24 protein-coding genes are annotated in these 24259 nt (G+C 59.6%); 11 read left to right on the top strand and 13 right to left on the bottom strand.

Translation table 11 applies throughout. From position 1 onward, the window contains the following. The first annotated feature begins 12 nt into the window (after nucleotides 1-12). The 5 genes from ACP7AP_RS17600 to ACP7AP_RS17580 all read left to right on the top strand — a co-directional run bounded on the left by ACP7AP_RS17600 (nucleotide 13) and on the right by ACP7AP_RS17580 (nucleotide 6043). Nucleotides 13-855 (top strand): EamA family transporter, encoded by an 843-nt coding sequence (locus ACP7AP_RS17600; protein ID WP_426036154.1) that lies wholly within the window; start codon nucleotides 13-15, stop codon nucleotides 853-855. 85 nt (nucleotides 856-940) lie between these two features. Continuing rightward, nucleotides 941-2191: a sarcosine oxidase subunit beta family protein gene (locus ACP7AP_RS17595; protein ID WP_426036152.1), complete on the top strand. Its 1251-nt coding sequence runs from the start codon at nucleotides 941-943 to the stop codon at nucleotides 2189-2191. A 114-nt stretch (nucleotides 2192-2305) separates the two neighbouring features. Beyond that, nucleotides 2306-2593, top strand: coding sequence for a sarcosine oxidase subunit delta (locus tag ACP7AP_RS17590; RefSeq protein WP_426036150.1), 288 nt, complete (start codon nucleotides 2306-2308; stop codon nucleotides 2591-2593). Beyond that, complete coding sequence (locus ACP7AP_RS17585; protein WP_426036148.1) at nucleotides 2590-5487, top strand: sarcosine oxidase subunit alpha family protein; 2898 nt, start codon at nucleotides 2590-2592, stop codon at nucleotides 5485-5487. Before ACP7AP_RS17590 ends, ACP7AP_RS17585 begins: the two co-directional genes overlap by 4 nt. Then, a complete protein-coding gene (locus ACP7AP_RS17580) occupies nucleotides 5480-6043 on the top strand; it encodes a sarcosine oxidase subunit gamma (protein ID WP_426036146.1) in 564 nt (187 codons plus the stop codon). Before ACP7AP_RS17585 ends, ACP7AP_RS17580 begins: the two co-directional genes overlap by 8 nt. Before the next feature lie 73 nt (nucleotides 6044-6116). Here ACP7AP_RS17580 and ACP7AP_RS17575 read toward each other — a convergent pair whose 3' ends face one another. Then, entirely contained in the window at nucleotides 6117-7127 is a 1011-nt protein-coding gene (locus tag ACP7AP_RS17575; protein ID WP_426036144.1) for a GlxA family transcriptional regulator, read from the bottom strand. Between the two features lie 78 nt (nucleotides 7128-7205). Here ACP7AP_RS17575 and ACP7AP_RS17570 point away from each other — a divergent pair, with 78 nt between their 5' ends. Continuing rightward, nucleotides 7206-7865 (top strand): helix-turn-helix domain-containing protein, encoded by a 660-nt coding sequence (locus tag ACP7AP_RS17570; protein WP_426036142.1) that lies wholly within the window; start codon nucleotides 7206-7208, stop codon nucleotides 7863-7865. 5 nt (nucleotides 7866-7870) lie between these two features. Here ACP7AP_RS17570 and ACP7AP_RS17565 read toward each other — a convergent pair whose 3' ends face one another. The 11 genes from ACP7AP_RS17565 to ACP7AP_RS17515 form a co-directional block, all read right to left on the bottom strand. After that, the gene (locus ACP7AP_RS17565; protein WP_426036140.1) at nucleotides 7871-8911 is read right to left on the bottom strand and encodes a heme-dependent oxidative N-demethylase family protein; all 1041 of its coding nucleotides are present in this window, start codon (nucleotides 8909-8911) and stop codon (nucleotides 7871-7873) included. Between the two features lie 11 nt (nucleotides 8912-8922). After that, complete coding sequence (locus ACP7AP_RS17560) at nucleotides 8923-9888, bottom strand: PDR/VanB family oxidoreductase (RefSeq protein ID WP_426036138.1); 966 nt, start codon at nucleotides 9886-9888, stop codon at nucleotides 8923-8925. Beyond that, on the bottom strand, nucleotides 9885-10535 hold the full coding sequence (locus tag ACP7AP_RS17555) for a dimethylamine monooxygenase subunit DmmA family protein (RefSeq protein WP_426036136.1): 651 nt from the start codon (nucleotides 10533-10535) through the stop codon (nucleotides 9885-9887). The genes ACP7AP_RS17560 and ACP7AP_RS17555 overlap by 4 nt, the downstream gene beginning before the upstream one ends. A gap of 83 nt (nucleotides 10536-10618) precedes the next feature. Further along, nucleotides 10619-11758, bottom strand: a complete 1140-nt coding sequence (locus tag ACP7AP_RS17550) for an aminomethyltransferase family protein (RefSeq protein WP_426036134.1) — start codon at nucleotides 11756-11758, stop codon at nucleotides 10619-10621. 226 nt (nucleotides 11759-11984) lie between these two features. Further along, a complete protein-coding gene (locus ACP7AP_RS17545; protein ID WP_426036132.1) occupies nucleotides 11985-13757 on the bottom strand; it encodes an APC family permease in 1773 nt (590 codons plus the stop codon). Between the two features lie 213 nt (nucleotides 13758-13970). Then, entirely contained in the window at nucleotides 13971-14243 is a 273-nt protein-coding gene (locus ACP7AP_RS17540) for a hypothetical protein (RefSeq protein WP_426036130.1), read from the bottom strand. Further along, entirely contained in the window at nucleotides 14240-14899 is a 660-nt protein-coding gene (locus ACP7AP_RS17535; RefSeq protein ID WP_426036128.1) for a hypothetical protein, read from the bottom strand. The genes ACP7AP_RS17540 and ACP7AP_RS17535 overlap by 4 nt, the downstream gene beginning before the upstream one ends. A gap of 53 nt (nucleotides 14900-14952) precedes the next feature. Continuing rightward, nucleotides 14953-16380, bottom strand: a complete 1428-nt coding sequence (locus tag ACP7AP_RS17530) for an APC family permease (protein WP_426036126.1) — start codon at nucleotides 16378-16380, stop codon at nucleotides 14953-14955. Further along, nucleotides 16367-16555, bottom strand: a complete 189-nt coding sequence (locus tag ACP7AP_RS17525) for a hypothetical protein (protein WP_426036124.1) — start codon at nucleotides 16553-16555, stop codon at nucleotides 16367-16369. Before ACP7AP_RS17525 ends, ACP7AP_RS17530 begins: the two co-directional genes overlap by 14 nt. Nucleotides 16556-16564: 9 nt before the next feature. Continuing rightward, on the bottom strand, nucleotides 16565-16945 hold the full coding sequence (locus ACP7AP_RS17520) for a hypothetical protein (RefSeq protein WP_426036122.1): 381 nt from the start codon (nucleotides 16943-16945) through the stop codon (nucleotides 16565-16567). Next, nucleotides 16946-17236: a hypothetical protein gene (locus ACP7AP_RS17515; RefSeq protein ID WP_426036120.1), complete on the bottom strand. Its 291-nt coding sequence runs from the start codon at nucleotides 17234-17236 to the stop codon at nucleotides 16946-16948. Between the two features lie 265 nt (nucleotides 17237-17501). On the opposite strand from ACP7AP_RS17515, the gene ACP7AP_RS17510 reads away from it, so the two are divergent. The 5 genes from ACP7AP_RS17510 (at nucleotide 17502) to ACP7AP_RS17490 (ending at nucleotide 22658) form a co-directional block, all read left to right on the top strand. Beyond that, complete coding sequence (locus tag ACP7AP_RS17510) at nucleotides 17502-18398, top strand: class II glutamine amidotransferase (protein ID WP_426036118.1); 897 nt, start codon at nucleotides 17502-17504, stop codon at nucleotides 18396-18398. 2 nt (nucleotides 18399-18400) lie between these two features. Beyond that, a complete protein-coding gene (locus ACP7AP_RS17505) occupies nucleotides 18401-19090 on the top strand; it encodes a protein GlxC (protein ID WP_426036116.1) in 690 nt (229 codons plus the stop codon). A gap of 7 nt (nucleotides 19091-19097) precedes the next feature. Continuing rightward, entirely contained in the window at nucleotides 19098-20423 is a 1326-nt protein-coding gene (locus ACP7AP_RS17500) for an FMN-binding glutamate synthase family protein (protein WP_426036114.1), read from the top strand. 62 nt (nucleotides 20424-20485) lie between these two features. Next, the gene (glnT, locus tag ACP7AP_RS17495) at nucleotides 20486-21793 is read left to right on the top strand and encodes a type III glutamate--ammonia ligase (protein WP_426036112.1); all 1308 of its coding nucleotides are present in this window, start codon (nucleotides 20486-20488) and stop codon (nucleotides 21791-21793) included. Between the two features lie 106 nt (nucleotides 21794-21899). Next, the gene (locus ACP7AP_RS17490) at nucleotides 21900-22658 is read left to right on the top strand and encodes a type 1 glutamine amidotransferase (protein ID WP_426036110.1); all 759 of its coding nucleotides are present in this window, start codon (nucleotides 21900-21902) and stop codon (nucleotides 22656-22658) included. 181 nt (nucleotides 22659-22839) lie between these two features. Here the strand turns inward: ACP7AP_RS17490 and ACP7AP_RS17485 are convergent, their stop codons facing one another. Beyond that, nucleotides 22840-24183, bottom strand: coding sequence for an NAD(P)-binding domain-containing protein (locus tag ACP7AP_RS17485; protein ID WP_426036108.1), 1344 nt, complete (start codon nucleotides 24181-24183; stop codon nucleotides 22840-22842). Nucleotides 24184-24259 lie beyond the last annotated feature (76 nt).

Here is a 24259-nt window from a genome sequence, read left to right as displayed (position 1 = left end):
CCGGAGGGAAAAGTGCAATCACTGATGTTGGGGCTTTTGGCGGCAGTTCTGTGGGGCTTGCACGATTTCACCATCCGCCGTGTGGCGGCACGCACCGACGCGGCAGCGCTGTATCTGGTTGTGCTGGGGTTTGGCGCGGTTTTGCTGGCACCGCTTGCCGCCTCGTCAGACGGATGGCGCGATTTCACACCCGCGCTGCTGGGGTTTTGTGGCTTCGCGGGTCTGATCTACGCTTTGGGCGTCTATGCGCTGTATCGTGCTTTCATCATCGGACCGGTGCGGTTGGTGGCACCGATTTGCGGGGCCTTTCCGCTGCTGTCGGTTGGGTTTGCAGTCGCGCGCGGGCAAGCGGCGGGTCCGGTGGTTTGGTTGGCATCATTAGCGGTTTTGGCGGGGATTGCCGTAGTGGCGCAGGGCGAAAACAGCGAGACCAAGGGCACCGCCCGCGCGGCTATCCTATGGTCGATCATCGCGGCGCTTGGCTTTGCTGTCAGTTTTGAATTGCTGCATCAGGCCGCCGAGATGGCGGCTGATCTGCCGGTTACGCTGATTGCCCGGTGTGCGGGCTTCATCGGTGTCTTGGTGTGGGTCGTTGCGCAACGCATTGATCTGAAACCTGCTTTGGCAATCTGGCCGACGCTTTTGATGATGGGAGCTTTGGATGTCGGCGGCATGGTGGCGGTCACGATGGCAGGCGGTTTTGCGCGGCCCGAATTCGCGTCGGTGGCCTCGTCCTGCTTTGGATTGGTGACAATTCTGCTGGCGTGGCGGTTCTTGCATGAGCCGCTGACCAAGGTGCAAGCCTTGGGCGCTATGGTGGTGTTTGCAGGCATCGCCGTCTTGGGGCTTGTCTGAAATGAAAGATTGCTTGTCGGGAATGAAAGCACAGACAGGCTTCGCCTGCACCATATTGGAGGCAAGGAAGACATAGGAACACCAGATGCGCTATTCGGGTTTTAGGGTGATTGCCGAGGCTTTGACCGGGCATAAGGGCTGGAAACCGGCGTGGCGCGACCCGGCCCCGCAAGCGGCTTACGACTATATCATCGTCGGTGGCGGCGGGCACGGGCTGGCGACCGCCTATTATCTGGCGAAAGAATTCAAACAGGCGCGGATTGCGGTGCTGGAAAAGGGCTGGATCGGCGGCGGCAACGTTGGGCGCAATACCACGATTGTGCGGTCCAACTATCTGCTCGATGGCAATGAGCCGTTCTATGAATTTTCGATGAAGCTGTGGGAGGGGTTGGAGCAGGACTTCAACTACAACGCCATGGTGTCGCAGCGCGGTATCATCAACCTGTTTCACACCGATGCGCAGCGCGATGCGGCAACCCGGCGCGGCAATGCGATGATCATGCATGGCGCAGATGCCGAGCTTTTGAACAAGGATCAGGTGCGGGCGATGTATCCGTTCCTGAATTTTGAGAACGCCCGCTTCCCGATCAAGGGTGCTTTGATGCAGCGGCGGGGCGGCACGGTGCGGCATGACGCGGTGGCTTGGGGCTATGCGCGCGGCGCGGACAGCCGGGGCGTTGATATCATCCAGAACTGCGAGGTTTTGGGGATGCGGATCGAGAGTGGTCGGGTGCTGGGGGTCGAAACCTCACGCGGGTTCATTGGCGCGAAAAAGGTTGGCGTGGCGGTGGCGGGGTCGTCGTCAAAAGTGATGGCCGGAGCGGGGATGCGCCTGCCGATGGAAAGCCATGTGCTGCAAGCCTTTGTCTCCGAAGGCTTAAAGCCGCTGATTGACGGTGTGATCACCTATGGCGCCGGGCATTTCTACGTCAGCCAATCTGACAAAGGCGGTCTGGTGTTTGGCGGCGATATTGACGGATACAACAGCTACGCCCAACGCGGCAACCTGCCGGTGGTCGAGGATGTGGCGGAAGGTGGCATGAGCCTGATGCCGATGATTGGCCGCGCGCGGTTGCTGCGGATGTGGGGCGGGATCATGGATATGTCGATGGACGGCAGCCCGATCATCGACAAGACCCATATCGACGGGCTCTATTTCAACGGTGGCTGGTGCTATGGCGGCTTCAAGGCGACGCCCGCCAGCGGCTTTGTGTTTGCGCATCTGCTGGCCAAAGACATGCCGCACGCCACCGCCACCGCCTACCGCTTTGATCGTTTCGCCAAGGGCCTGATGATCGACGAAAAGGGCCAGGGCGCCCAGCCGAATTTGCATTGAGGCCGTGATGTTGTCTTGCCGCCATACGCTCATCGCTCGCTGCGCCACGCTCCTCGCTTTTCCAGCGAAGACGGCTGCAAGGCCGGATGAGCGGACCCGAAAAGGATATTTCGCATGATCATCAATCACCCCCTGCTCGGGCCCCGCGACAGCCAGGAATTTATCTACCTCGGCGATGCCGCCCTGATGCACCGCCCCGATGGCATGACCGAGGGCGCTTTAGGTAAGTTCGTCGATTACACATACTTGCGTGACAACCCAGCAGGGACACATCGCGAGCTTTGGTATCACGAGCAGGGCGACCGCAGCTGGCTGGTCGTCACCCGCAACACCGTCACACACGAAATTACCGCAGTCGAGATGGCCCGCGATGTGGCCCGAGCCGAGGGGCGCAGTAAATGAGCCGTATTTCCGGCGGTCAGATCGACCGCAGCAAAAGCCTGCGTTTCAGCTTTGATGGCGTCAGCTATACTGGCCACCCGGGCGATACCCTCGCCTCGGCCCTGCTCGCAAATAACGTCCGCCTGATGGGCCGCAGCTTCAAATACCATCGCCCGCGCGGGGTGATCTCGGCAGGCTCGGAAGAACCCAACGCGATTGTCGAGTTGCGTACCGGCGCGCGGCAAGAGCCTAACACGCGGGCGACGGTGATTGAGTTGTTCGATGGCCTCGGCGCTCAAAGCCAAAACCGCTGGCCCAGTCTGAAATTTGACGCGATGGCGATCAATGATCGGTTGTCGCCGTTCTTCGCGGCAGGCTTCTATTACAAAACCTTCATGTGGCCCGCGGCGTTCTGGGAGAAAATCTACGAACCGATCATCCGCCGCGCCGCAGGGCTTGGGTCACTGTCGAAACAAGACGACCCCGACACCTATGACAAGGGTTTCCTGCACTGCGATCTGCTGATCATCGGCGCGGGGCCTGCTGGTCTGTCCGCTGCTTTGACCGCGGGCAGGGCAGGGGCGCGGGTGATCCTTGCCGATGAAGACTTCCGCATGGGAGGCCGTCTGAACGCTGAAACGCTCGAAGTGGGCGGTGCCGCAGGGGCCGATTGGGCGGCCAAAACCGTGCTTGAACTCGGCACAATGCCCAACGTCCGCCTGATGCCGCGCACCACCGTCATGGGCGCGTTTGATCACGGCATCTATGGTGCAGTCGAGCGTGTCTCGGATCACCTTGCCGAACCCCTCCCCGGCCAACCCCGCCAAATCCTGTGGCGGATCTATACCGCCCGCACCATCCTCGCGGCTGGTGCCACCGAGCGCCCGATTGCGTTTGAAAACAACGACCGTCCCGGCATCATGCTCGCGGGTGCCTTGCGTGCCTATGCCAACCGCTGGGGCGTGGCTGTGGGTGAAAAGGTCGCCGTGTTCACCAACAACGACGACGGCTTGCGTACCGTCGCCGACCTGAAAGCCAAAGGCCTGAGCGTCACGCTGATTGACGCCCGCAAAGGCGATGAAGTGATTGATTCCGCAGGCCGCTTAGGTCTGAAATCTATCACCATCCGTCGCGCCAATGGTCAAACCGAAACCCTGCAAGTCAGCGCCCTCGGCGTCTCGGGCGGCTGGAACCCGAACCTCAACATCGCCTCAAACCACCGGGGCCGCCCGGTCTGGGATGACCAAATCGCCGCCTTCATCCCCGCGCCGGAAAGCATCGCGGGCCTGTCCTGTGCGGGTGCGGCGGCGGGTGCCATGTCCACCCATGCCGCCCTGACCACCGGGGCCGCGCAAGCCGTGTCCGCTCTCGCCGAGCTTGGTATCAAAGCCAGCGCCGATGCGCCAAAGGCCGAAGACGCCCCGCTGAACCTGACCCCCGCATGGTATGTCCAGTCCGGTAAAGGCCGCGCTTGGGTTGATCAGCAGAACGATGTGACGGTCAAGGATGTGAAGCTGGCAAAGCAGGAAGGCTTCATCTCGGTCGAACATCTGAAACGCTACACCACGCTTGGTATGGCCACCGATCAAGGCAAGACCGGCAATGTGTTAGGCCTTGCAATCATGGCGGAGCTGACCGGCAAGACCATCCCCGAGACCGGCACCACGATCTACCGCCCGCCTTACACGCCCGTCGCGATGGGCGCACTCGGAGGGCGCGCACGCGGCCATGATTTCAAACCCACTCGGCAAACCCCCAGCCACAAATGGGCCGCCGAACAGGGCGCGGTGTTTGTCGAGGTCGGCTACTGGCTGCGCACGCAATGGCTGCCCCGCGCGGGCGAGACGACATGGCGGCAATCGGTGGACCGGGAAGTGCTGCAAACCCGTAAATCCGCCGGGATTTGCGATGTGACCACGCTTGGCAAGATCGACATCCAAGGCACCGATGCGGGGCTTTTCTTGGATCGCGTCTATGCCAACACCTTCGGCAGTCTGGCCGTTGGCAAGGTCCGCTACGGCTTGATGCTGCGCGAAGATGGCATGGTGATGGACGATGGCACCACGGCGCGGTTGGGGCAAAACGAATATGTGATGACCACCACCACCGCCAATGCGGTGCCGGTGTTTCGCCATCTGGAATACTGCCGTCAGGTGTTGTGGCCCGATCTGGATGTGCAACTGATCTCAACCACCGAGGCTTGGGCGCAGTATTCTGTGGCTGGCCCCAACGCGCGCAAACTGCTGGAGAAACTGGTCGATCAGGATATTTCCAACGCGGCTTTCCCCTATATGGCCTGCGGTGCGATCACCGTGCAAGGCACCCGCGCACGGCTGTTCCGCATCAGCTTTTCGGGCGAACTCGCCTATGAAATCGCGGTGCCGACCCGCTACGGCGACGCGATGATCCGGGCCTTGGTTGAGGCTGGGCGTGAATTTGACGCGGTGGTTTACGGCACCGAAGCGCTGGGCGTGATGCGGGTGGAAAAGGGCCATGTTGCGGGCAATGAGCTGAACGGCCAATCCTCTGCCCTGAACATGGGCCTTGGAAAAATGGTGTCGCGCAAGAAAGACAGCATCGGCATGGTGCTAAGCCAGCGCGAAGGCATGACCGCGCCGAACGGCTATCGTTTGGTTGGCGTCAAGCCCGTCGATCCGGCGCAACCGCTCACCGCAGGTGCGCATTTCCTCGCCAAAGGTGCCGAAGCACTGGCCGCGAATGATGGCGGCTGGCTGACCTCGGTGGTCTATTCGCCGCACTTGGGCCATTCCATTGGCCTCGGCTATCTGAAATCCGGCGATAACCGCAAAGGCGAGCGGTTGCGCAGTGTCAACCTGCTGGCGAACACCGATGTCGAGGTTGAAATCGTCAGCCCGCATTTCTTTGACCCGGAAGGGGAGCGTCTTCGTGGCTAATCCGTTGAAATCCCTCACACCCTTGGGCCATGACACACCGATCACCGAAACCATCGGCGCGGTCACAATCACCGAGAATACCGGCACAGCCCTCGCCTCGCTCGCCTCCCGGCTTGGCCGCGAGGCCGAAGTGGCAAGCGCCGCGGCAGCCGCAGGCATCCCGCTGCCCGGCCCCGGTCGCAGCCTGTCCGCCACCCTCTACGCCGCAATCTGGCTTGGCCCCGCGCAATGGATGATCGAGGCCGCCTTCATCACGCATGAAGACATCACAGCACAGCTGAAACCGATCTTCGGCGAGGCAGCTTCGATCACCGAACAAACCGACGCTTGGGTGCGCTTTGACATCACCGCCAGCGATCTGCCTGCGTTGTTCGAACGCCTGTGCAACCACGACCTTCGCCGCGCCGGGGTAGGGGCCGCCACCCGCACCGTGATCGACCATCTCGGCTGCTACGTCATCCGCCGCAGCGAAACCGAAGTGACGATCCTCGGCCCGCGCTCATCAGCCCACAGCCTGCACCATGCGCTCACAACAGCGGCAAAAGCGCTCCTATAATTTCATCTGTTCCTAAATATCCCACAGGGGTCCGGGGGTGTGAAACCCCCGGCCTTTATGCAAAACGCGCGCCCTAATCATGCGGCGGCATCGCCCCGGCCAAGCCCCGCAACCCCACCAACCTACGGCGTTCGTCATTCGGATTGACCCCGAACGCCTCGGCGTAATGCTTGGTCATCGGGGTGGAACTGGCATAGCCCACCGATTGCGCGATCTCGCGGATGCTTTGCGTCGAATACAGCACCCGCTGGCGGGCTTTGCGCAGCCGCATCAGGCGGTAGTATTTCAGCGGGCTTTGCCCGGTTGCCTGTTTGAAACAGCGCTCCAGATGCCGCTCTGACATAGCCAAGGCTTCCGCCACATCGGCGATCTGCAACGGGTCTTCGATATTCTCGCCAAAGATCGCAATCGCCGCGCGCACGGTGTCGGGCAGCATATCATCCGTCCCGCCCTGCTTTTGCACCGGCACCTTCTGCGCCGCATCCTCGGTGCGCACGAACGGATGCTGAAACCAGCAGGCCACTTCGGTCATCGTGTCGCGCCCCAACCGCTCCTCGATCAGCCGCAGCATCAGATCGAACACTGCCCCCGCGCCCGACGCCGTATAGCGCCGCCGATCCCGCAAGATCACTGCCTGCGACGCCTGCATCTCGGGGAATTCGCCCTTGAACGCTGCCTCATAGCACCAATGCACCGACACCGCATGCCGCTCCATCACGCCCGAGCGCACCAGCGGAAAAATCCCGCCGGAAAACCCGCCCAAGACCACGCCAGAGCGATCCAGCCAACGCACCTGCGCATTGCCGCGCTTGGGGTTTTGAAATTGCGAGGTCGGGGCCGACAGGAAAAACAGATAGTCCAGCCCCACCGCATCCCCTAAGCACACATCCGGGTCAAACCGCACCTCGGCGCTGGACCGGATCGGGCTGGCTGCTTCACCAATCAGCTTCCAGGCAAATTCTTTCCGCCCAGTGATTTCATTCGCCGCCCGAAGCGGTTCAATCGCCGAGGTCAAGCAGGCCATCGGAAAGCCGGGGAACAGCAAAAACCCCAAAGTCGCCGCGGTATCTCGGTGGATGTTCATACGGGGAGATTTTCTGTTGAGTGAGATTGTGTTTCACGGTAGTAAACAAGGGTAGCCCTGCCACAAAGAGCGCAACCAATGGATATCGACACCGACGAACCCAACCTTCCGCGCGCCAAACCGGCCTTCGACCAAGACCCGCACCGGGTCCGCGAATTGTCCGAGCGCAATCTGGAGATGGCGATTGGTCGTTCTGTCCGCGCATTTCGCCGCGCCCAAGGCATGACGGTGGCCGACCTTGCAGGTGTCACCGGGCTGTCGATCGGCATGCTGTCGAAGATTGAAAACGGCATCACCTCGCCCTCGCTGACCACGCTGCAAATCCTGTCACACGCGTTTTCCACTCCGGTCACCTCGTTCTTTCGTGGTTTCGAGGAACGCCGCGAGGTGCAGCACGTCAAGGCCGGCGACCATATTGAAATCGAGCGGCGCGGCACCCGCGCGGGCCATCAATACCACCTGCTCGGCCATATCGGATCGAACGATTCCGGCGTGCTGGTAGAGCCCTATCTGATCACCTTGACCACCGAATCCGACGTGTTCCCGGCCTTCCAGCACGACGGCATCGAGTTGCTCTACATGCTTGAGGGTGAGGTCGAATATCGTCATGGCGATCAGCTTTTCCATTTGAAACCGGGCGATAGTCTGTTCTTCGACGCCGACGCCCAACACGGGCCAGAGATTCTGGTAAAACTTCCGGCCCGCTATCTGTCGGTTATTTCCTACAAGCAGGCGTAGACGGGCTATTCTGCGCCAAACCCCGGCGAGGTGGGCGTGCCGTCGTCAAACTGCGCGAGATAGTCCAGCATCAGCGGCTTGTTGCGCAGAAACCCCTTATAGGTCGCCAGTTCATCGGGAATATCCCGCACCACGCGGTGCAGTCGCCGCGCCCGTTTCGGCACCGTCACCAATTCCTCAAACCGGATCAGATAGCAGCGGATCGGGAACACGATGGCGTTTGATCTCGGCAAGCGGTGTAATGTCTGCAACTCCACCCGCAAATGCTGGCGGTGGCCGATGCTGTCCGGCGTCATGGTGGTTTTCGACGGCCCCCATTTCGGGTAATTCTCCGGTGAAGTATCCAGCAACGAATCGACCGTCATCGTCCAGTTGAATCGCCGCACGGGTGCTCCATATTGCAGCTTCAGCAGGAACTTCAGCGCACGGTCAAAGATATGCATCTGATGCGCCAATGGCACCGGGGCGTGCCATTGCTTGAAGCTCATGCCGATGTCGAAATCGAGTGACCAGTCGGCTTGGGTTGTCACCATGCCGGCCTCGATCCACAGATCGTCATCGCGCTGATCTTGCAGGGTAAAATCGCCCTGAGTCTGCCGTGTGATGTATTCCATCGGCCCGTAAGGCAGGGTGGAGGCATCCATGAAGGTGAACTTTTGCTCGATCTGCAACGGCCGGTTGATCCAGTGCCACTGGTTGCCGTCCTTGGTCAGTGAAAACCAGTGCGGATAATCCCGCGCCTTGCTCTCCATGATCAGTTCCAGCAAATCCCAACCCGCCAGTTCCATATGCGGCAACGACTGGCAGCGCAAAGGATCGTCGGCCAAAACCTGCGCGCGGTCGCGCATCTCGGCCACATAATGCTCGTCCACATCGAACATATACTCGAACACCGATCCCACAGCGCCCGGCACATGCGGTTCCATATTCACCGAATACATGTAGCTGTCTTCGGGGAACGGGAACGGAAACCGCTTTATGGCTTTCGCCGAATTCTTGAATGTATAGTCGCCCCGAAAGGTTTCGTCGTTGAAATCCAGTGACATGAGGCTCCCCCTTATCGGTCGAGGATCAGGGCAGCGCCCCGAAACCGCGATACGCATGGCATGATCTTGGTATGGCTGGCTTTTTGCGCGTCGGTCAGCCAGTGGTCGTTATGCTCGATATGGCCGTCACAGCGCAAAACGTCGGTCTCACATTGCCCACAAGCGCCACCCCGGCACAGGTAGGGCGCTTCCACCCCCGCCGCCTCAATCGCCTCCAGCAGCGATTGGTTCGGCTGCACGGTGATGCTTCTGCCCGAGGCCGCCAGTTGCACCTCAAAGGCAATGCCAACCGGGGGGGCGAGGAATTCTTCCGAATGCACCGCGCGATCCGGCCAGCCCATCGCTTTAGCGGTAGCATGGACCCAAGCGATCATGCCCTTCGGCCCGCAGACATAGATATGGCTGCCAAGCGGTTGCGATTTCAGCAGGGTTTTCAGATCAATCTGCTGTTTAAGCTCATCATAATAAACATGCACCCGGCTGCCATACTGTTCGTGCAAATGCCCGACATAGGCCCCCAGCACAGGCGAACGCACCGAATAATGCAACTCAAACCGGCCGCCCATCGCTTGCAGCTGCGCCATTTGCGCGACAAACGGCGTGATGCCAATGCCGCCCGCGATCATCAGATGCTTCTTTGCGCGCGCATCCAGCGGGAACAGGTTAACCGGCTGGCTCAGCACCATCTCCATGCCGGGGCGAACATGATTGTGCATATATAGCGAGCCACCGCGCCCCACGTCATCCCGGCGCACCGAGATCTCATAGCCCATGGTGTCGGCAGGATGGCTCATCAGCGAATAGGGATTCATCCGCCGGGTGCCGTGATCGTCCATCTCGACCACCACATGCGATCCGCCTGAGAACACCGGCATCGCAGCGCCGTCGCGGCGCTGAAAGCGGAAGCGTTTGATCAGTGCGTTGACCTCAACCACCCCGGCCACAACAACCGGGATTTTTGGCGCGCCCACACTCATTTGAACCGCTCCACCGCAGGAGGAACTTGCCCAGGGTCTTCCGCATCAATATTCACGCCCTGAAACGCCGCCAGACGGCGCGAGAAATGGTCGCGCACGAACAGGCTCAAGCCGCAATGGCTGCATTGAAACGGGTCCAGCGTCACATTCTCGGTGACGCCCTTACAATGCACGCACTGCACCCGGCGCGCGAGACTGCCGCGATGCTCCATCTGCACGGCCTCATAGGGCAGACCCGCCGCCTGCGCGAGTGCCGCCACCTGCGCCATCAGCCCTTCGGTGCCTGCCGCATAAACCTGCAATCCCATATGCGCATCGGTCAACACCTTGGCCAACCGCGACTGGGCGGAGGCAAAACTGGGGCTGCGATGAAACTGTGCTGCGCCCAAAACCTGCAAATCCACCGACTTGTCGCAGCCATTCGCGCCGGGAACATAGATGATACGGCTGGCAGTTTTCATTTCCTGCGCCTCGGCTTTCGCAAACAAATCGCAAATTGCATCCGCGCCTTCACCATCAGCCACAAACAGATGCGCCGATCCCACGCCGGGGATAAGCACGCCGTAAACCGGGCGGCTGGGGATGGCAGGCTCAAACACCGTCTTTGTCATCGTCACGTCAATCCCTGAACATTCTTTGCAGTTCATCTGTTCCTAAATATCCCCGCCGGAGGCATCCGACGTATAAACCGGGTGCCTCCGGCGGGAGTATTTAAGCCAGTCTGAAAGCCCTAGCCCTTCGCCGTCCGCCGCTTTTTCTCGATATCAAAGAATGGCATGGCATGGGTGGTTGCCGCGATCTCGCCATGCGTTTCGCAGTTCACCACCAGTTTGGTGCCGTTGTTGGCGCAATCTGTGGGCAGGCGGGCGATGGCGATGGTCCACTCGTTCAGCGGTGAATACATCGCTTGCGTCACCACGCCGATCTTTGTGCCATTCTTGAACACTGGCGCGCCATTACCCGGAGCATTCTTGCCTTCCAACTTCAGACCCCAGATTTTGAAACGCTCGCGGCCCTTCAGACGGTGGTGCTCCTCTGCTCCCCGAAAGCCGACCTTGCCCGGAGACACGGTGAAATCGAGGCCTAGTTCCCATAGCGTATCGCCGGGGCCTTCACTCTCGAACGGATACATTTCCGAATTGTCGAATGGGAAGAACAACAGATAGGACTCTGTCCGCAGCATATCCAAAGTGGTGAAGCGGCAGGGGATAATCCCCATCGCAGCGCCTTCCGCCAAGATCCAGTCCCAGATCATCGGCGCATCCTGGCCACGACAGAAAATCTCATAGCCGCGCTCTCCGGTATAGCCGGTGCGCGAGATCATCACGGGCTTGCCGAACAGCGAGGTCTGCATCTGCGAGAAATACGCGAGGTCGCGGATGCCCGGCACATGCTGTGCAAGATAATCCACCGCCAGCGGCCCTTGCAGCGACAGATCATGCAGGTTGTCGTCAAACCGCACCGAAACATCGCGGCCCGCTGCCGCCATCGTCAACTGCTCAAAGCCAGCCCCTGAGCCATGCACCACCATGAACGCATTCGGCCCGGTGCGGTAGATCACGCAGTCATCAACGAACTTGCCTGCATCATTAAGCATCGCGGCGTAAACCGAGCGCCCCGGCATCAGCTTTTCCATATTCCGCGTCGTGGCACGCTCGATCACATGCGACGCGCCGTGTCCTACGATATGCACCTTCTTCAGCCCCGACACATCCATCAACCCGGCCTTGGTGCGGATCGCCATATATTCGGCATCCGGGTCGCCCGCCTCATAGGACCAAGCCGTGCCCATGCCCGACCAGTCTTCCAGATTGGACCCCAAAGCGCGGTGACGGTCTGCGAGCGTCGAGAATCGCCAGGAATTTGTCATGTAGCCCCCCTAGAGCGGTTTTGTTTGCTGGCAACAGTCTGCGACCGGGTTTTGTTAAAATCAACCTTGTTGTGCAAAATTATTTCCTGTCAGGGAAGTTTTTTGACGTTTTCTTGCGCACCGGCCCAGAAATACAAACGGGCGGCCCGAAGACCGCCCGTTTGCACAATTTAGCAGCAGTTCAGTCTGTGATGATTCGTGCCGTGACGGTTCAGGCCGCGACGGTTCAGGCGGCGACTGGCAGCACGAAGAACCAGTTCGACCACAGCACCACCGCAGCCCCGGCAACCAGCGCCAGATAGGGCAGCATCCCGGCCTTCCTTGGCCCCAGATCGCCGTGATCGGTCAGGCCCAGATCCTCCATCGCTTCCTTCGGGAAATGGCCCTTGTCCTGAACATAGTGGCGGAACCAGAACACCGGCAGGATGAAGGCGGCAAACACCAGACCCGACCACAAGGCGTTCTCATAGCCCCAGACCTTCGCGCCTGCGCCAAGGAAAAGCGCGTTGACGAACGCCAGCACGGTGTTGACCCCGATCAGCCAGTTTGGGGCTTTCCACGGGCGGTTCAGGTGCCCTGAGTCAATGCGGTGAATCCATCCCGCATTCAGGTTCAGGAAGTTGAAGATGATGTAGCCAACGTTGGAAATCGCCAGCACATAGAAATAGCCGCCGATGTCCGAAGCCAAAGCCAGCAGGATGACGTTAAAGCCAAAGTCGGTCCACATCGCCCCGACAGGCGCACCGTGGCTGTTGGTTTTGCTCAGATATTTCGGCAGCCAGCCATCACGCGAGCCTTGATACAAGGTGCGTGAAGACCCCGCCATCGCCGTCATGATCGCCAGAAACAGCGCGAGGATCATCAGGATCACGAAGATCTGGATGAAGATCGGATTGCTGCCCACCATCGCGCCCAAAGCTTCTGCCACCCCGGTGCCGTCGATCACGCCGGGGGTCAACATGCCGCTCAGGCCGTAAACACCTTGGAACGAGAACGGGATCAGGAAGAAGAACACGATGCACAAAAGCCCCGAGTAGAAGATCGCGCGGAACGTATCGCGCTTGGGGTCTTTCAACTCGGCGGTGTAGCACACTGCGGTTTCAAAGCCGTAGGTCGACCACGCCGCGATATACATACCGCCCAGAAACAGCGTCCAGCCGCCGACATTCCACTCACCATTCACCCCGGAATAGCTGGAGGTTGGCGGCACAATGCCAGTGACGTTCATCGTGTTGATCTCGCCAGTGATGATCGGGATCAGGCCAACCAGCAGCAAGGGCACCAGCACCACCACCGCCAGCACCTTTTGCGCGCTTGCCGTGGTGGCAATGCCGCGATGCTGGATCGCCAGCATGATCAGCATCAGCACGACACCGATCACGAAGGTAGAGTTGAAGTGCAGCGTGCCCAGACCGGGGACGTTCAGCGCATAAGCCTCCCACACCCGGAAGGCGGGGGTCAGCGCGGTGATTCCATCGGCGGAAGCCACGGCTTGCATCGCGGCCTCGGGCGTGGTGCCTGCGTTGGCCGTAATGTAATCGACGACTGCGGGCGTGGCCGCAGTGTAATCCGCCAGATGCGCCGCGACCCATGCGACGACTTGCGGCGCGCTATCAAGCGGGATCGGGAACAAAGCGTTCAGGATATAGCCCGCCGCGATGGCGCAACCCAGCGACAGCACCGGCGACCATGCGAACCAGTTGCACCATACCGACAACGGCGCGATCAGCTTGGAATAGCGCAGCCAAGCGGTCGCACCATACACGCTTGTCCCGCCCGACTTATTGCCGAACATCCCCGCCATTTCGGCATAGGTGAAGCTTTGCGAAAAGCCCATGATCATCGACAGCATCCACACCACGAAGGCAGCTTGCCCCGCCACCCCCGCGATGCCGCCGATGGAAAACAGCACGAGGGGCGGCACCCCTGCGGCGACCCAGAAGGCGCCCTTCCAATTCAGCGTGCGATGCAGATCGCCCGCTTTACTTTCTGTAGACATCAAGTGTTCCTTTGTCCCTGTTGCCGCCCGGCCTTGCGATGGTCGGGTCGTTTGGTTGAGCCAGAACGTCTGGTTTCGATTGCGACACATTGAAGCGGAGCAGGCCAAGCGCAAAGCGATTTTTCACCTGCGAGGAATAATTTTTAACTTTTGATCTAATGTGGATTTGATTTTCCGAGTCTCCCACACCGGTTCTGCCGCAAAATCGGGCGATCAACGGCCTTTGCCGTGCCGCCAAACCTCGAATCGCACCCGCGCGGTTTTGTACGCGTCCATCATCGCCAACGCCCAAGCGAACAAACCACCCGCAAGTTTGCCGACCAGTGATACGTCGGGGCTTGCGGTTTTCAGGGTGAACGCGCCAAGCAAGATGATGAAGAACACAAAGGTCAGCCCCCGGATCGGCTGACGGTTCAGCACTTGGCCCGATCCCGGCAGGATCGTCGCGGCCAGCAGGACCAGACGGGGATTCAGCGGCTGGCTCATGGCAATTCCTTCAAATCATCCCGCAACGCCAGCAGGGCGTTCAGCAAAGGTTCCAGCCGGGCAGGGGCCAGCGGAGTTTTCCCCATCTCCGAGTCGCGAAACGCCAGATACCGCGTGCGGTCGGCTTCCTCGGCCAGCCAGACAAGGCGCAGACCTTTGGGCGAGATCACCAGCTCTTTCAGCAAATCCGCATCCAGCCCGGCCAGATGTTTCAGCACCAACGCGGCAGGCACAGCAGCCTCCGGCGCATCGCTGCGAATGGCGCAATCTTCGGGAAATCCCGCAGGCGTGGCGATCTGCACCGCCAAATCGCGGAAGTTGCTGAACGGCTCGACCCCACGCGGGCGCAGCATCACATCCAGCGTCGCGCGGGCAGGGGTGGGTTCGGCCAGCGTCACCAGCAGCCAAAGCGCGGGCAGTTTGCGGTAGGTCAGCGTATCCGGCACCACTTGCAGATCAAACAGCGCGTCTTGATAGTGTCCCGACAGCCGAGGAAATCCGGTCGGGGCAAGCGCGACAATCGGGGCCGCAAACAGCTTCTCAACCGCTGCGAAATACCGCCCGCGCACGGCAAACCGCTTGGCGCTCTGTCCCCGCAATCGCACAGCGATGCCGCAGCCGATCGCAATCACCAAAGCCCAGATCAGAAATTTCATACCATATCCCAAAAATGATCCGGCCCGCCGTTCAAGGCGGGCCGGAAGCTGTCTCAATACCCGCGCGGACGTGGCCACGGCATGGTGAACTGATCGGCGCGCTTCACAAAGCGATAGCGCCAGAAGTGGAACCACAGGCTGACCACGATATAAAACCCAATCATCGCAATCAGCTGGGTGCCATAGCCCAAGAACACCGCGAAATAAGTCACCGAACACAAAGCCATCAGTGAGATTGCAGGCAGTGGGTGCAACGGATGCTCATAGCCGCGCTTGATGGTGTCCAAAGGCCATTTCTTGCGGAACATGATCATGTTGATCGGCATGAACGTGTAGCCCAGCAACCCCGACAGGATTGAGAACGTGATCACCTGATCCAAAGGCGCGCCCAAAGCAAAAATCAGCGCAATCGGCACCAGAAAGATGATCGCGCGGTAGGGGGTGCGATACACCGGATGCACCGCGCCAAACCACGCAGGCAGATAATGATCCCGCCCCATCGAGAACCACGCGCGCGAGGCATCATTGATACAACCATTCGCCGATGCCAAAGTCGCAAACAATGTGCCGATCCCCAGCAACCAAACCAGTGCCGAAGACCCTGTGATCTGCGCTGCCGAGAACAAGGGTGCCACCGCCCCATTCACCCCGTCGCCCAAATATTCCCAAGGCATCAGCCCCGCGCAGACATACCAAGTCAAAGTCGCGGCAATCAGCAGCGTCATGATCCCGGCCAAGGTGCCAAACGGCAAAGACCGCGCCGGTGAGCGCACTTCCTCTGCCGCCTGCGTCGTGCCTTCAATCCCGAGATAATACCACAGCCCGAAATGCATCGCCGCCAAGATCCCCAACCAGCCATAAGGCAAAGACGCCTGACCGCTCATCAGATCCTTGTGCAGCAACTCGCCAGCCCCCAACAATGGCGAGGTGGCGAGGAAAATCGTGATGATCGCCACAAAGGCAATCGCGGTGATCACAAGGTTGAACGTCAAAGTCGCCAACACCCCGCGATAGTTCAACCATGCCAGAAACATGATCGCAAGCACGATGAACGGCCGTTGATCCAAGCCACCCTGATGCCCCGTCATCCCCGCCACGGTATCCACAAGGAAGCCCAAAGTGATCGCATTGCCCGCCTCCAGCATCGTGTAGGCGAACACCAGATACAGCCCGACGTTAAACGCCATCAGCGGCCCGATGATGTGCTTGGCTTGGGTATACTGCCCGCCAGCTGCGGCCACCGTCGAAGTCACTTCCGAGTCAATCATCGCCACGCAAGAATACAAGATCCCCGCAAACCAGCAAGCAATCAGCGCTGCATAAGCCCCGCCCTTACCCACCGCAAAGTTCCAGCCCATATACTCGCCGACCAGAACGATGCCGACGCCAAGCGCCCAGACATGCGCAGGCCCCAGCACCCGTAGCAGACCCATCGACTGACCATGCGCGGTGTGGTCAACGTCCGTATCAGACAGTGCCATCTGAGCCCTCCAGCTTATGTTTCTCGGTCATCGCTTCCAACACGCCTTCGCGCGACGAGGTCAGCATTTCTTCCGAATAGGTGGTGTCGATCTTGATCCAGTCGATCACGATCAACAGCCCGAACAGCGCGGACAGTGCCCAAGCGCCGTATTCGATATAATTCCAGGTATCCATCATCGCCCCCTATTTCTCACCGAATTTCTCAGCGATCACTTCGCGGTATTCGATGTCGGAAAACCGGATCATCATCACGAAATAGCCGACGATCACGATCACCATCACCGCCAAACTGACCCAGCTGAAACTGTAATCATACCGCGCCGTGATCATGTCATGCGCCGAAGCCGCATCTGGAAAGCCCAGTTTATTCCACTGCTGCACCATCACCGGGTTCTGCCCCAAACTCTCCCAAGTCGGATTTTCCACCGGAACCGGCAGCTTGGCCGACCCTGCAAGCCCCAGCCACAACGGCACGAACAACGCGCCAACCGACAGCACCACCAGCACGATCACGTCGATCACCTGACCCAGCTTGCTTTGAACGGGGGGAATATAGCGTGCCATCTATTTCCCCTTCGCGGCACGGGCCGCATCCATGAACTGGATATCCAAGCCATACATAAAGTCGCGGTCCTCGCGGTAATGCCGCAGCATCGCCATGATCGCCGCCGTGTTATAGATCAGCACCAGCGCCCCGCCGATCAGCAGCATCACCCGAGCCGCCCCCGAGGGTGCCAGATCCCAAGTGCCATAGGCCACAAAGCCAATCGCCAGCCAAAGGCCGATGACAAAAGCCCACGCAATCCGCGTGTCGCTTCGATGCATCGCCTCGATCCGTGTGTTCAGATCAGACAAGATTTCCTCCCAAGGCCCCCTCCACCTGACCGCGCCTAGGGCCATAGCGCGGCAGTCGCAGCGGGTTATCGTCCCGCTTGATCTCTCTGTGTGAATTTTATTGTCTGACAGGAAACACTGCCTGCGACATTCTGTCAAAGCATTTGATGAGAAAGCAGGCAAAATGAAAATCATTACCCACGGTGAAAAAAAGTTTCTTCACAGTTGACGAAATATTTTGCCGTGATAGCGTAACGCCATATCCACACGACAAGGAGTCGTCGCCATGTGCGGAATCGTCGGGCTTTTCCTGAAAGACCCCAAATTACAGCCTCAGTTGGGCGCAATGCTGACCGATATGCTGATCACCATGACCGACCGCGGCCCCGACAGCGCCGGAATCGCGATTTATTCCCAAGGCAAGATTGGCCACGGCAAGCTGACCGTGCAGTCCGCCACGCCCGAAGTTGATTTCAAAAATCTCGACGCTGATCTGGGCGCGGCGCTGGGCCAGCCCGTGCTGATGCTGGTGAAATCCAGCCATGCGGTGCTGGAAGTCCCCGCAGGCCAGTTGGATGCGGCGCGTTCGGCCTTGGCGAAAATTCGCCCTGGTATGAAGATCATGTCCTCGGGCGAAGGCATTGAGATTTATAAGGAAGTCGGCCTGCCAAAAGACGTGGCTGCCCGCTTTGAAGTCGCCAAAATGCACGGCACCCACGGCATCGGCCACACCCGCATGGCCACCGAATCCGCTGTGACCACTATGGGCGCGCATCCGTTCTCGACCGGGCCGGATCAGTGCTTGGTCCACAACGGCTCGCTTTCCAACCATAACGGCGTGCGCCGCGAGTTGAAACGTCTCGGCATGACGTTTGAGACCGAAAACGACACCGAAGTTGGCGCGGCCTTTGTCAGCCACAAACTGCAACAGGGCGAGACTTTGGGTCAGGCTTTGGAAGCCACCCTCACCGATCTTGACGGCTTCTTCACCTTTGTGGTCGGCACCAAAGACGGCTTCGGCGTGGTGCGTGATCCCATCGCCTGCAAACCCGCCGTGATGGCCGAAACCGACCAATACGTCGCTTTTGGGTCCGAATACCGCGCCCTCGTCAACCTGCCGGGCATCGAATCCGCCCGCGTATGGGAGCCAGAGCCCGCCACCGTTTACTTCTGGGAACGCTGAACATGCAGACTTTCGACCTTGAAGCGCAGGGCCTGCGCGCGCTGAACCAAGCGCTTCACAACCTCAAAGGCCAGACCAATCAGACCGCATGGGAAGTGGTTAACCCGAAGGGCAGCCACGCGATTGCCGTCGGCGTTGACGCCCCGATAGACATCACCGTGCGCGGATCAACAGGCTACTACTGCGCCGGGATGAACAAACAAGCCACCATCCGAGTCAAAGGCTCGGCTGGCCCCGGCGTGGCCGAGAATATGATGAGCGGCACCGTGATCATCGACGGTGACGCCTCGCAATACGCAGGTGCCACCGGTCGCGGCGGCCTCTTGGTGATCAAAGGCAATGCCTCGTCGCGCTGCGGCATCTCGATGAAGGGCATCGACATCGTCGTGCATGGCAACATCGGCCACATGTCGTGCTTCATGGCGCAATCCGGCAACATCCTTGTGCTTGGGGATGCAGGCGACGCGCTGGGCGACTCACTTTATGAGGCGCATCTGTTCGTGCGCGGCACCGTCAAGTCCCTCGGCACCGACTGCATCGAAAAGGAAATGCGCCCCGAACACCTCGCCATCATCGCCGACCTGCTGAAGCGCGGCGAAGCCGACCACCTCGCAAAGCCCGAAGATTTCAAACGCTACGGCTCCGCCCGCAAACTCTACACATTCAACATCGACAACGCGTCGTCGTACTGAGGCTTATATGAGCGATTTTCCCCATACCCCGCCGAAGCAAAGCTGGACCTATTCCAACGACGTGAACGCCGAAATCCGCCGCGCAGCAGCCACCGGGATTTACGACATTCGCGGCGGCGGTTCCAAACGCAAACTGCCGCATTTCGATGACCTGCTGTTCCTCGGTGCCTCGATCTCCCGCTATCCGCTTGAAGGCTACCGCGAGAAATGCGCCACCGACGTCTGGCTCGGCACCCGCTTTGCCAAAAAACCGATCCACCTCGACATCCCCGTCACCATCGCAGGCATGTCGTTCGGCGCGCTTTCCGGCCCCGCGAAAGAAGCCTTGGGTCGCGGAGCTAGCGCTGCTGGCACCTCGACCACCACCGGCGATGGTGGCATGACCGAGGAAGAACGCGGCCACTCCAACACCTTGGTTTACCAATACCTGCCAAGCCGCTACGGCATGAACCCCGACGACCTGCGCCGCGCTGACGCCATCGAAGTCGTCGTCGGCCAAGGTGCCAAACCCGGCGGCGGCGGTATGCTGCTGGGCCAAAAGATCTCTGACCGGGTTGCCAAAATGCGCAACCTTCCCAAAGGCATCGACCAACGCTCTGCCTGCCGCCACCCCGACTGGACCGGCCCCGATGATCTGGAAATAAAGATCATGGAGATCCGCGAGATCACCGATTGGGAAAAGCCGATCTACGTCAAGATCGGCGGCGCGCGCCCCTATTACGACACCGCCCTCGCCGTCAAAGCAGGCGCTGACGTGGTGGTCCTCGACGGCATGCAAGGCGGCACGGCTGCCACCCAAGACGTGTTCATCGAGAACGTTGGCATGCCGATCCTCGCCTGTATTCCGCTGGCGGTGAAGGCGCTGCAAGACCTCGGCATGCACCGCAAAGTGCAACTGATCGTGTCGGGCGGTATCCGCACCGGAGCAGACGTGGCAAAGGCGATGGCGCTCGGCGCTGATGCGGTCGCCATCGGCACCGCCGCCCTGATCGCTTTGGGTGACAACGATCCGAAATGGGAATCCGAATACAACAAACTCGGCACCACCGCAGGCGCTTATGATGATTGGCACGAGGGCAAAGACCCCGCAGGCATCACCACGCAAGACCCGGAACTTTTCAACCGTTTTGATCCGATTCTCGGGGGGCGTCGCCTGAAAAACTACCTCAAGGTGATGACGCTGGAGGCGCAAACCATCGCGCGGGCCTGTGGCAAGAACCACCTGCACAATCTGGAACCCGAAGACCTGTGTGCGCTGACCATTGAAGGCGCGGCCATGGCGGGCGTTCCCTTGGCCGGCACCAACTGGATTCCCGGCAAAAACGGCTTCTAACGAATTGGCTGGCCTGAACAATCAGACCAGCACCATAATTAAAGACGACAGGGAGAGACCAAATGGTCCAAGATCTAGCCGCTTACGCCAAGGAAAAAAGCGTGAAATACTTCATGATCAGCTACACCGATCTGTTCGGCGCGCAGCGTGCCAAACTGGTGCCCGCGCAGGCGATCAACGACATGGCCGTCGATGGTGCGGGCTTTGCAGGCTTTGCCACATGGCTTGACCTCACCGCCGCGCATCCCGACATGATGGCTGTGCCCGATGCCTCCTCAGTCACCCAACTGCCGTGGAAAAAAGAGGTGGCATGGCTCGCCTCCAACTGCGTGATGGAGGGCAAACCCGTCGCCCAAGCCCCGCGCAACGTGCTGCGCAAACTGGTGGATGAGGCCGCGAAAGAGGGCCTGCGCGTCAAAACCGGGGTCGAGCCTGAATTCTTCCTGCTGACCCCCGAAGGCGATAAAATCGCCGATCCCTATGATAACGCCGAAAAACCCTGCTACGATCAGCAAGCGATGATGCGCCAGTATGACGTGATCGCCGAAGTTTGCGATTACATGCTGGAACTCGGCTGGGAGGCCTACCAGAACGACCACGAAGACGCGACCGGCCAGTATGAGATGAACTGGAAATACGACGACGTTCTGCAAACCGCCGACAAGCACAGCTTCTTCAAATTCATGATGAAATCGGTGGCTGAAAAGCACGGGTTGCGCTGCACCTTCATGCCCAAGCCCTTCAAAGGACTGACAGGTTCCGGCTGCCACGCCCATATCTCGGTCTGGGATATGGACGGCAAAAAGAACGTGTTCTCTGATGATAGCAAGGAACTCGGCCTGTCAGACCGTGGCCGCAACTTCCTCGGCGGCATCATGAAACATGCCAGCGCTTTGGCGGCCATCTGCAACCCGACCGTCAACAGCTACAAACGCATCAACGCCCCGCGCACCTCGTCGGGTGCGACTTGGGCACCGAACACCGTGACGTGGACGGGCAACAACCGCACCCACATGGTCCGCGTTCCCGGCCCCGGTCGGTTCGAGTTGCGCCTGCCAGATGGCGCGGCAAACCCCTACCTGATGCAAGCCGTGATCCTTGCGGCTGGCCTTGACGGCGTGCGCACCAAAGCCGACCCCGGCCCGCGCTATGACATTGATATGTATACCCAAGGTCAGACCGTCACCGGAGCACCCAAGCTGCCGCTGAACCTGCTCGATGCTCTGCGCGACTACGACAAAGACACCACTTTGAAAGCCGCGATGGGCGAAGAATTCTCCGCCGCCTATCTGAAACTCAAAGGCAAAGAGTGGGACAGCTACGTCAGCCATTTCTCGAAATGGGAACACGAAAACACCCTCGACATCTAACCAAACAAGGGGGGCGCAGCTTATCTGCCGCGCTCCCTAACCATTTCATCTGTTTATAAATATCCCCGCCGGAGGCTCCTTCTGCGGCCCCAAGTACCGGATTTGCATGAGAATCCTGATCTTCCAACACCTGGCCTGTGAAACTGCCGGGATCTTTGCCGCACTCTGGGCAGCAGACGGCCATCAGCTGCACGTCATAGCTTTAGACGAAGGCGACAAAATCCCAGCCCTACAAGACTACGATCTGCTCGCCGTCATGGGCGGCCCGATGGATGTCTGGCAGGAAGCCGAGCACCCATGGCTGATCTCTGAGAAAGCCGCGATCAAACACTGGGTCCAAATCCTGAACCGCCCCTACTTCGGCATCTGCTTAGGCCATCAACTGCTCGCCGTAGCTACGGGTGGCGAAGCCCGCCCGATGCAGCACCCCGAAGTTGGCCTTACGAAAATCACTTTAACCGGGGCAGGGCGCAGCGACCCGATGTTCGCAAACCTCCCTGCGCAAATGACAACCCTGCAATGGCACGGCGTCGAAGTCACAACGCTGCCGCCCGATACCGTCGTGCTGGCCTCAAACCCTGCCTGCGCCGTGCAAGCGATGCGGGTGGGTCGCCACGCTTACGGCGTGCAATACCACCTCGAAATCCTGCCCTCCACCGTCACCGACTGGCAAACCATTCCCGCCTACCGCGCGGCGCTGCATGCCGCGATTGGGGCGGAAGCCGCCAAGAAGCTAGAGGCAGACGTCGCCCCGCATCTGCCTGAATTTCGGAACATTGCCGGACAGATCAATCAGGGTTTGAAGGCTTTGATGGACGGGGATTTTCACCGTCGCAACTGCATTAGCCGCGAAGTCTCCGGCTAGCCGGAATGCCTTGGCATTCCGGGCTGAATATTTGAGCACACAGGATGATCTAAGGCAGCGGATTCGTTAATTTTCTCTTGCCTTGGCCTCGTAAGCCATTGAATACACTGACCTCAAAAACGGTCCCGAGTTGGGACCAGCAAAAAGGCCCCGGAAAATCCCAAGGCCCTTTCATCCGGTATCAGTTCCGAAGGTAAGCCTCCAAACTATCCTCCAAAGCGTCCTTCCAAGGCGTGTGATGCACCGGTGCCATCGTGCCCGTGATCACCGATTTATAGGCGTGGTTGCGGAAGGTCATGATCCCGGCTTTCTTGTGTTCCTTCCATTCAAAGAACGCCTCACAGGCCCCATCGACATCGAAACTGGGGTAGTCGGTCTCGGCGTTCAATTCCTTCACATAGTCGCCCTGATAATGGATCGCATCATGCGCATCCTTGCCCGCATCCTCGCGCGCGACCCGGTTTACCACGTCGGCCAGCAGCACCGCTTTATCCGCAGGCACCGCGATCCGCCCCATCACCACATCCCGCACCCACCAAGCCTGCGCGTCGAACATGTTGAAGGTGAACCACTGATCCTGCATGCCGAGATAGAACAGCTTCGGGTTATTCACCCAAACCACCCCCTTATACAGATCCGCCGCAGCCAACCTGTTCGCGGTTTTCAGCCGCAGATCATCGGGCAGGAACGGGAAGTGATGCTTATAGCCGGTGCACAGAATGATCGCATCCACCCGTTTGGTTGTGCCATCCTTGAAATAAGCCGTGGTCTCATCCACCCGCTCCAGCGCCGGAACCTCAACGAAATTCTCTGGCCAATCATAGCCCAACGGCGCATTCCGATAGGCCACGGTGATCGACTTCGCGCCATATTTCCAGCATTGCGAGCCGATATCTTCCGCCGAATAGCTTGACCCCAGCAGCAGGATATCCTTGCCGTTGAACTCCATCGCATCGCGGAAATCATGGGCGTGCAGCACCCGGCCACCGAACTTATCAAACCCCGGATATTCCGGCACGTTCGGGGTTGAGAAGTGGCCCGACGCCACGATGACGTTGTCGAACTCCTCCTCATACATCCGGTCGGTTTTCATATCGTGTGCTGTAACGGTAAAATTTCCCTTAACCTCGTTGTATTTCACAAACCGCACCGGGGTCGAAAACCTGATCCAATCGCGCACACCGGCCTTCAGCACCCGACCTTGAATATAGTCGAACAGCACAGCACGCGGCGGATAAGAGGCGATTTGCTTGCCGAAATGTTCCTCAAAGGAATAGTCTGCAAACTCAAGACCTTCCTTCGGACCGTTCGACCACAGATATCGATACATCGAGCTGTGAACCGGCTCGCCAGTCTCGTCCAGCCCGGTGCGCCACGTGTAGTTCCAAAGGCCGCCCCAGTTCGATTGCTTCTCGAAACACACCACTTCCGGGATTTCCGCGCCCTTCATCTTGGCCGATTGAAAAGCCCGCAACTGCGCCAGACCAGACGGCCCCGCGCCGATCACTGCCACACGTTTTGCCATGTCTTCCTCCGAATTGGCCGCGCCCGGTTCGGGCTGCATTCCTGTTGGAAAACAGGCTAGCGACACAGGCGCGCTA

Source organism: Cypionkella sp. TWP1-2-1b2 (assembly GCF_049896245.1).
In the GTDB taxonomy this organism is placed as follows: domain Bacteria; phylum Pseudomonadota; class Alphaproteobacteria; order Rhodobacterales; family Rhodobacteraceae; genus Cypionkella.
The sequence above is the reverse complement of the archived record's forward strand: the minus strand, read 5'-3'. Positions and strand labels throughout refer to the sequence as shown.

Coding starts and splice junctions, on each gene's coding strand:
- ACP7AP_RS17595 (WP_426036152.1), top strand. CDS start 941: ATGCGCTATTCGGGTTTTAGGGTGATTGCCGAGGCTTTGACCGGGCAT.
- ACP7AP_RS17590 (WP_426036150.1), top strand. CDS start 2,306: ATGATCATCAATCACCCCCTGCTCGGGCCCCGCGACAGCCAGGAATTT.
- ACP7AP_RS17585 (WP_426036148.1), top strand. CDS start 2,590: ATGAGCCGTATTTCCGGCGGTCAGATCGACCGCAGCAAAAGCCTGCGT.
- ACP7AP_RS17575 (WP_426036144.1), bottom strand. CDS start 7,127: ATGAACATCCACCGAGATACCGCGGCGACTTTGGGGTTTTTGCTGTTC.
- ACP7AP_RS17570 (WP_426036142.1), top strand. CDS start 7,206: ATGGATATCGACACCGACGAACCCAACCTTCCGCGCGCCAAACCGGCC.
- ACP7AP_RS17565 (WP_426036140.1), bottom strand. CDS start 8,911: ATGTCACTGGATTTCAACGACGAAACCTTTCGGGGCGACTATACATTC.
- ACP7AP_RS17560 (WP_426036138.1), bottom strand. CDS start 9,888: ATGAGTGTGGGCGCGCCAAAAATCCCGGTTGTTGTGGCCGGGGTGGTT.
- ACP7AP_RS17555 (WP_426036136.1), bottom strand. CDS start 10,535: ATGAACTGCAAAGAATGTTCAGGGATTGACGTGACGATGACAAAGACG.
- ACP7AP_RS17550 (WP_426036134.1), bottom strand. CDS start 11,758: ATGACAAATTCCTGGCGATTCTCGACGCTCGCAGACCGTCACCGCGCT.
- ACP7AP_RS17545 (WP_426036132.1), bottom strand. CDS start 13,757: ATGTCTACAGAAAGTAAAGCGGGCGATCTGCATCGCACGCTGAATTGG.
- ACP7AP_RS17540 (WP_426036130.1), bottom strand. CDS start 14,243: ATGAGCCAGCCGCTGAATCCCCGTCTGGTCCTGCTGGCCGCGACGATC.
- ACP7AP_RS17535 (WP_426036128.1), bottom strand. CDS start 14,899: ATGAAATTTCTGATCTGGGCTTTGGTGATTGCGATCGGCTGCGGCATC.
- ACP7AP_RS17530 (WP_426036126.1), bottom strand. CDS start 16,380: ATGGCACTGTCTGATACGGACGTTGACCACACCGCGCATGGTCAGTCG.
- ACP7AP_RS17525 (WP_426036124.1), bottom strand. CDS start 16,555: ATGGATACCTGGAATTATATCGAATACGGCGCTTGGGCACTGTCCGCG.
- ACP7AP_RS17520 (WP_426036122.1), bottom strand. CDS start 16,945: ATGGCACGCTATATTCCCCCCGTTCAAAGCAAGCTGGGTCAGGTGATC.
- ACP7AP_RS17510 (WP_426036118.1), top strand. CDS start 17,502: ATGTGCGGAATCGTCGGGCTTTTCCTGAAAGACCCCAAATTACAGCCT.
- ACP7AP_RS17505 (WP_426036116.1), top strand. CDS start 18,401: ATGCAGACTTTCGACCTTGAAGCGCAGGGCCTGCGCGCGCTGAACCAA.
- ACP7AP_RS17500 (WP_426036114.1), top strand. CDS start 19,098: ATGAGCGATTTTCCCCATACCCCGCCGAAGCAAAGCTGGACCTATTCC.
- glnT (WP_426036112.1), top strand. CDS start 20,486: ATGGTCCAAGATCTAGCCGCTTACGCCAAGGAAAAAAGCGTGAAATAC.
- ACP7AP_RS17490 (WP_426036110.1), top strand. CDS start 21,900: ATGAGAATCCTGATCTTCCAACACCTGGCCTGTGAAACTGCCGGGATC.
- ACP7AP_RS17485 (WP_426036108.1), bottom strand. CDS start 24,183: ATGGCAAAACGTGTGGCAGTGATCGGCGCGGGGCCGTCTGGTCTGGCG.